The organism is Streptosporangium sp. NPDC051022, from assembly GCF_040683035.1.
GTDB lineage: Bacteria > Actinomycetota > Actinomycetes > Streptosporangiales > Streptosporangiaceae > Streptosporangium.
This window is the reverse complement of sequence record NZ_JBFBCF010000019.1, coordinates 80,909-87,316: the sequence shown is the minus strand read 5'-3', so window position 1 is coordinate 87,316 and position 6,408 is coordinate 80,909. Positions and strand designations below refer to the sequence as shown.

Annotated in this window: 4 protein-coding genes; 3 read left to right on the top strand and 1 reads right to left on the bottom strand. The window is 69.2% G+C overall.

Annotation, left to right across the window (positions count from 1 at the left end):
* Nucleotides 1–234: 234 nt before the first annotated feature.
* Complete coding sequence (locus AB0N02_RS27825; RefSeq protein ID WP_363952335.1) at nucleotides 235–1,770, bottom strand: long-chain fatty acid--CoA ligase; 1,536 nt, start codon at nucleotides 1,768–1,770, stop codon at nucleotides 235–237.
* Between the two features lie 175 nt (nucleotides 1,771–1,945).
* On the opposite strand from AB0N02_RS27825, the gene AB0N02_RS27820 reads away from it, so the two are divergent.
* From AB0N02_RS27820 to AB0N02_RS27810, 3 genes are all read left to right on the top strand, one after another.
* A complete protein-coding gene (locus tag AB0N02_RS27820) occupies nucleotides 1,946–3,544 on the top strand; it encodes a GMC family oxidoreductase N-terminal domain-containing protein (RefSeq protein ID WP_363952333.1) in 1,599 nt (532 codons plus the stop codon).
* Between the two features lie 366 nt (nucleotides 3,545–3,910).
* A complete protein-coding gene (locus tag AB0N02_RS27815; protein WP_363952571.1) occupies nucleotides 3,911–5,086 on the top strand; it encodes a cytochrome P450 in 1,176 nt (391 codons plus the stop codon).
* A gap of 46 nt (nucleotides 5,087–5,132) precedes the next feature.
* Nucleotides 5,133–6,407 carry a cytochrome P450 gene (locus tag AB0N02_RS27810; protein WP_363952331.1) on the top strand — a complete coding sequence of 425 codons (1,275 nt, stop codon included), beginning with the start codon at nucleotides 5,133–5,135 and terminating at the stop codon, nucleotides 6,405–6,407.
* Nucleotide 6,408: the final 1 nt, after the last annotated feature.

Sequence of the window (6,408 nt, the reverse complement as noted above, 5' to 3'; positions counted from 1 at the left end):
CGCCCCCGGCCCGCCCCGGCCCGCGCCCCGCGGCACTTCGGCCGGGGGCGTACGCCGGTGGGCGCCCGCCGTACGGGGCGGGACGGCCTCCCCTACCTCAATATCCGGATATATCCATATATCCCGCTCAGGGTATGGGAGCGACCTGGCCTGGCTTTTCGGGAATTGCTTTCCGAACGGCTTTTGTAGCGGTATCCAATTATTGTGGGAGACTCCGGTGGGCGGTCCGAGCGCCTACCTCAGCTCGCGCTTGAGGATCTTGCCGGTCGCGGTCATCGGGAGAGCGTCACGGAACTCGACGAGGCGCGGATACTTGTAGGCCGCCATGTTCTCCCTGGACCAGCCGATCAGCTCCTCCTCGCTGGTCTTCGCCCCGGGGATCCGGATGACGTAGGCCTTGACCTCCTCGCCGTGCGAGTCGTGGGGGATCCCGACCACCGCGGCGAGGGAGACCTCCGGATGGGCCATCAGGACCTCTTCGACCTCGCGCGGGTAGACGTTGAAGCCGCCTCGGATGATCATGTCCTTGGCCCGGTCGATGATCGTGTAGTAGCCGTCCGCGTCGCGGACGGCGATGTCGCCGGTGCGGAACCAGCCGTCCCGCATGGCCTCGGCGGTCTCCTCGGGCCGGTTGTAGTAGCCCTTCATCACGTTGTGGCCGCGGATCGCGATCTCCCCGGGCACGTCGCCCTCGACCGTCTTCCAGTCGGGGTCGATCAGCCTCATCTCGACGCCCCAGACCGGCGTGCCGATCGTGCCGGGCTTGGTGGGCCTGCCGGGCTGGTTGAAGCTGGCCACCGGGGAGGTCTCCGACAGGCCGTAGCCCTCCAGGATGCCGATCCCGAAGGTGGCCTCGAAGTCCCTGAGCACCTCGGCGGGCAGGGAGGCGCCGCCGGAGACCGGGACCCTCAGCGAGGGCGGCACCTCGTCGCCGTCGGCGTGAACCTTGCTCAGCATGGCCCAGTACATCGTCGGCACGCCCGCGAACAGCGTGACGTTCTCCGCGCGCATCAGCTCCAGGGCCGGGCCCGGCTCGAAGCGCGGCATGAGCACCACGGTGGCCCGGCGCCGGAAGCCCAGGTTCATCACGGTGGTCTGGCCGAAGGAGTGGAACAGCGGCAGCGCGGCCAGGAAGGCGTCGCCCTCCTCGGCGTGCGGGAACATCTCGTCGGAGACCATGGCGTTGAGCAGCATGTTCTGGTGGCTCAGCTCGGCGCCCTTCGGCCGGCCCGTGGTGCCGCTGGTGTAGAGGATCACCGCGGTGTCGTCCGGCGCGGTCTGCACGGTCTCGAACACGCCGGACACGCCGTCCAGCGCCGCCCACAGGGTCTCGCCGTACTCGGACTCGACGGCGAACGCGGTGGCCGGGAGCACGAAGAAGTGCTCCGTCACCTCCGTCTCCTCGAAGGCCGCCCGCCCGCGCTCGCCCAGCGGCAGCTCGGGAGTGCCCTCGAAGCAGAAGAACGCCTTGGCCTCGGCGTCCCGGAGGTGGTAGGCGATCTCCCTGGGCTGCAGCAGCACGTTGAGCGGCACGACCGTGGCGCCCGTCTTGAGGATGCCGTAGTACGCGAAGGGGAAGTAGGGCAGGTTCGGGCACGCCAGCGCGACCTTGTCCCCCTTGCCGACGCCCCTGGAGACCAGCAGGTTGGCGACCTGGTTGGCGATGGTGTCGACCAGCGAGTACGGCAGTCGCAGGTCACCGAAGACGATCGCGGTACGGTCGGGCTGCTGACGGGCGCTGTCCTCCAAGACGATCGACAGGTTGAGCATGGGCGTCCTCCTCCGGGCGAGCTATGAGCCGTCTCATGATTTCAGGCCGAGATATCTACCGATAGGTAACCGTTGGTTACAAATTGACAGGAAAAACGCCCGTAGGTAGGTGGACGGCGGTCGCCTACCTGGAGGGCGGGCCGTCCCGTTCGCGCGACGAAGGGTCAGTGGACACATGGAGTACGACTACGTGATCGTGGGGGCCGGATCCGCGGGATGCGTGCTGGCCAACCGGCTGTCCGCCGATCCCGCGACGACGGTGGCCCTCATCGAGGCCGGAGGCGCGGACGACAGGCTGGAGATCCGGATGCCGGCCGGGTTCGCCAAGCTCTTCAAGACCGGCTACGACTGGGACTTCACCACCGCCGAGCAGTCCGGGCTGTCCGGCAGGCGGCTCTACTGGCCGCGCGGCCGGATGCTCGGCGGCTCCTCCTCGATGAACGCCCAGATGTGGGTCCGCGGGCACCGGATCGACTACGACGGCTGGCAGGTGCCCGGCTGGTCCTACGACGAGGTCCTGCCGTACTTCCAGCGGGCCGAGCGCCGCGTCGGCTCCAACCACGGCGGCGTGTACGGCACGGCGGGCCCGATCCCCATCTCCGAGCTGCGCAGCCCCAACCCGCTGACCGCGGTGTTCCTGCGGGCCTGCGAGGAGGTAGGGCTGACCCGGCTCGACGAGCTGAACGGCCCCTCGAACGAGGGCTGCTCCCAGACCCCCGTGACCCAGGACCGGGGCCACCGCTGCAGCTCCGCCGACGCCTACCTGAGGCCCGCGGCGAGAAGGCCCAACCTCACCGTGCTGACCTCCCGCCACGTGCGCAGGGTGCTGGTCGAGAACGGGCGAGCGACCGGCGTCGAGTACGGCGCGGCCACAGGGGGCGCCGGCCGGGCCGGGGACGGCCGGAGCGGGACGGCCGGGGGGACCTCGATCGTGCGGGCGCGCAGGGAGGTCGTCCTGGCGGCCGGGGCGGTCGGCTCGCCGCACCTGCTGATGCTGTCGGGCATCGGTCCGGCCGACGACCTGCTGGCCGAGGGGATAGAGCCGGTCCGCGACCTTCCCCAGGTGGGCGCCAACCTCCAGGACCATCTGGCCTCCGGCGTCATCCTGCACTGTCCCAGGCCGATCACGCTCGCGGGCGCCGAGTCGATCGGCAACCTGCTGCGCTTCCTGGTCGGCCGGAGCGGCATGCTCACCTCGAACGTCGGTGAGGCGGTGGCCTTCGTCCGCAGCTCCCCGGAGGAGCCTGCGCCGGACATCGAGCTGATCTTCGCCCCCGGGCCCTTCATCGACCACGGCCTCACCCCGCCGCCCGGCCACGGCCTGACCATCGCCTCGATCCTCCTGCGCCCGGAGAGCCGCGGCCGGATCTCCTTGAAGGACCGCGAGGTGGTGATCGACCCCGCCTACCTGACGGCGGAGGCCGACGTCAGGCGGCAGGTCGCCGGGCTGAGAAAGGCCAAGGAGCTGTTCGCGACCACGGCGCTCCTGCCGTTCGCCGGGCCGCCGATGAACCCGTACTGGGGCGCGGAGACCGACGAGGAACTCGTCCGCTGGATCCGCGAGCGGAGCGAGACCCTCTACCATCCGGTCGGTACCTGCCGGATGGGCGAGGACGCCGACGCGGTGGTGGATCCGGAGCTGAGGGTCCGCGGCGTCGAGGCCCTGCGCGTCGCCGACGCCTCGGTCATGCCGGTGATCAACCGGGGGCACACCCACGCCCCCACCGTCATGATCGCCGAAAAGGGCGCCGCCCTCATCACCGGCGCACCCTGAGGGGGTTCCGCTGGAAGCGGTCCCATTGTCCCCGTCGCGTGACGGTTTCCGATCCGTGGAGTGCTCTGTGGAGAATCCTGACACCTCATCGCCAGACGAATGTTAGGTTCCGCCCATGGGGATCGGGACCGTCGCCGCCGGCGTCGTCGGCGTGGGGATGTGTTCCGCCGACGGGCCGTCCCCCACGGCCGGGACGATCTTCGCCGCCCGGGATGAGCCCGGGCGGCGGACGGTCTCGCACCGGACCGGCCGGGCCGTAGGTGGTGTGGCGGGATCGGCAAACCGAACACGGTTCTATTGGGGGCTGGTGTGACTGTTTCGCTGTCGGACATCGACCTGTCGGACGTCGCCTTCTGGGAGCGGCCGATGGCCGAGCGAGAGGCCGCCTTCGCGCTGCTGCGCGCCCAGCCCGCCCCGGTCAGGTTCGCCGAGCCCGACATCGGCTTCGCGACCCCCGGGACGGGCTACTACGCCCTGGTGAGACACGCCGACATCGTCGAGGCCAGCCGCAACCCCGAGATCTTCTGCTCCGGCCGGGGCGCGACCGCGATCCACGATCTGGGGCCCGAGTTCGGCGAGTACTTCGGGTCGATGATCAACATGGACGATCCCCGGCACGCCAGGCTGCGCCGGATCGTCTCCCGGACGTTCACCCCCAAGATGATCAAACAGTTCGAGGAGAGGGTGCGGGGCGAGGCGGCCCGGATCGTGGACGACCTGATCGCCAAGGGGCCCGGCTGCGACTTCGTCACCGAGGTGGCCGCCCGGCTTCCCTTGAAGATCATCTGCGACATGATGGGCATCGGCGCCGAGCACTACCGGACCGTGTTCGAGGCCTCCAACGTCATCCTGTCCGGGGGCGACCCGGAGTTCATCGAGGACGTCGACCGCGCCGCCGAACTGCTCCTCAGCGCGGGACAGCGGCTGCAGGACCTCGTCGTCTCCCTGGTCGCCCAGGGAGACGACACGCTCATCACCGCGTTGACCAGCGCCAACATCGACGGTGAGAAGCTGACGATGCGGGAGCTCGGCTCGTTCTTCATCCTGCTGGTCGTCGCGGGCAACGAGACCACCCGCAACGCCATCTCGCACGGCCTGCGGCTGTTCACCGAGAACCCCCGTCAGCGCGCCCTGCTCCTGGAGGACGTCGAGGGCCGCCTCCCCGGCGCGGTCGAGGAGATCGTCCGCCTGGCCTCCCCGGTCGCCTGGATGCGCCGCACCCTCACCCGCGACCACGAGATGAACGGTCACCTGTATCACAAGGGCGACAAGGTGCTGCTCTACTACTGGGCGGCCAACCGTGACGAGGCCGTCTTCACCGATCCCTACCGCTTCGACATCCTGCGGGCGGGAGGCGCTCACGTGGCCTTCGGCGGCCCGGGGCCGCACTTCTGCCTGGGCGCCCACCTGGCCCGCCGCGAGATCATCGTGATGTTCCGCGAACTGTTCACCCGGCTCCCGCACATCCGCTCCGTCGGTGAGCCCGTCCGTCTGCGCTCCAGTTTCCTCAACGGCATCAAGCGCCTCGAATGTGACTTCTGACGCGCTCCATTGACGTAAGTGGTCGCTTGCGAAAATGATTGACGGCATGAGCGGAACGCCGGCCGGGCGGAAGGAGATCACCTCCACCGCCGACTTCGACCTGTCGGATCCCACCTTCTGGGCCAGGCCCATGCGGGAGCGGGAGCACGCATTCCGGCTCCTGCGAGACCTGGAGCACCCGGCCTTCTACGAGGAGATGGACGTCCCCTACGCGCCGAAGGGGCCCGGCTACTACGCGCTGGTCAAGCACGCCGACATCCTGGAGGTCAGCCGTAACCCCGAGGTGTTCTGCTCGGGCGACGGCGGGGCGACCAACATCCCGGACATGCCGCCCGAGTTCACCGAGTACTTCGGGTCGATGATCAACATGGACGATCCCCGGCACGCCAGGCTGCGCCGGATCGTCTCCCGGACGTTCACCCCCAAGATGATCAAACAGTTCGAGGCCGACGTCGAGGCGGCGTCCTCGCGCATCGTGGACGACCTGATCGCCAAGGGGCCCGGCTGCGACTTCGTCGCCGAGGTGGCGGCCAGACTGCCCCTGAAGATCATCTGCGACATGATGGGCATCCCGGAGAAGGACTACGGCTTCGTCCTCGACCGCTCCAACCTGATCCTCGGCGGCTTCGACCCCGAGTACGGCGGCGACGACATGACCACCGTGGCGGAGAAACTGCTGACCGCCGGGATGGAGCTGCAGGGGCTCGTCCAGGACCTCGCCGCGCACCGCCTCGAACACCCCACGGGCGACCTCATCTCGTCCCTGGTCAACGCCAACATCGACGGCGAACGGCTGACCGCCCAGGAACTCGGCTCGTTCTTCATCCTGCTGGTCGTCGCGGGCAACGAGACCACCCGCAACGCCATCTCGCACGGCCTGCGGCTGTTCACCGAGAACCCCGGCCAGCGCGCTTTGCTCCTGGAGGACGTCGAGGGCCGCCTCCCCGGCGCGGTCGAGGAGATCGTCCGCCTGGCCTCCCCGGTGAACTTCATGCGCCGCAAGGTCACCAGAGACCACGAGATGAACGGCCGGCTCTACCGCCGGGGCCAGAAGGCCGTCCTGTACTACTGGGCGGCCAACCGCGACGAGAGCGTCTTCCCCGACCCGCTGCGCTTCGACATCCTGCGCAGCCCCAACCCCCACGTCGGGTACGGCGGGCCCGGCCCGCACTTCTGCCTGGGCGCCCACCTGGCCCGCCGCGAGATCACCGTGATGTTCCGCGAGCTGCTCCGGTGCCTCCCCCGGATCGAGGGCGGCAGGCCGGAACGGCTCCACTCCAGCTTCATCAACGGCATCAAGCACATGGAGTGCACGTTCTGAA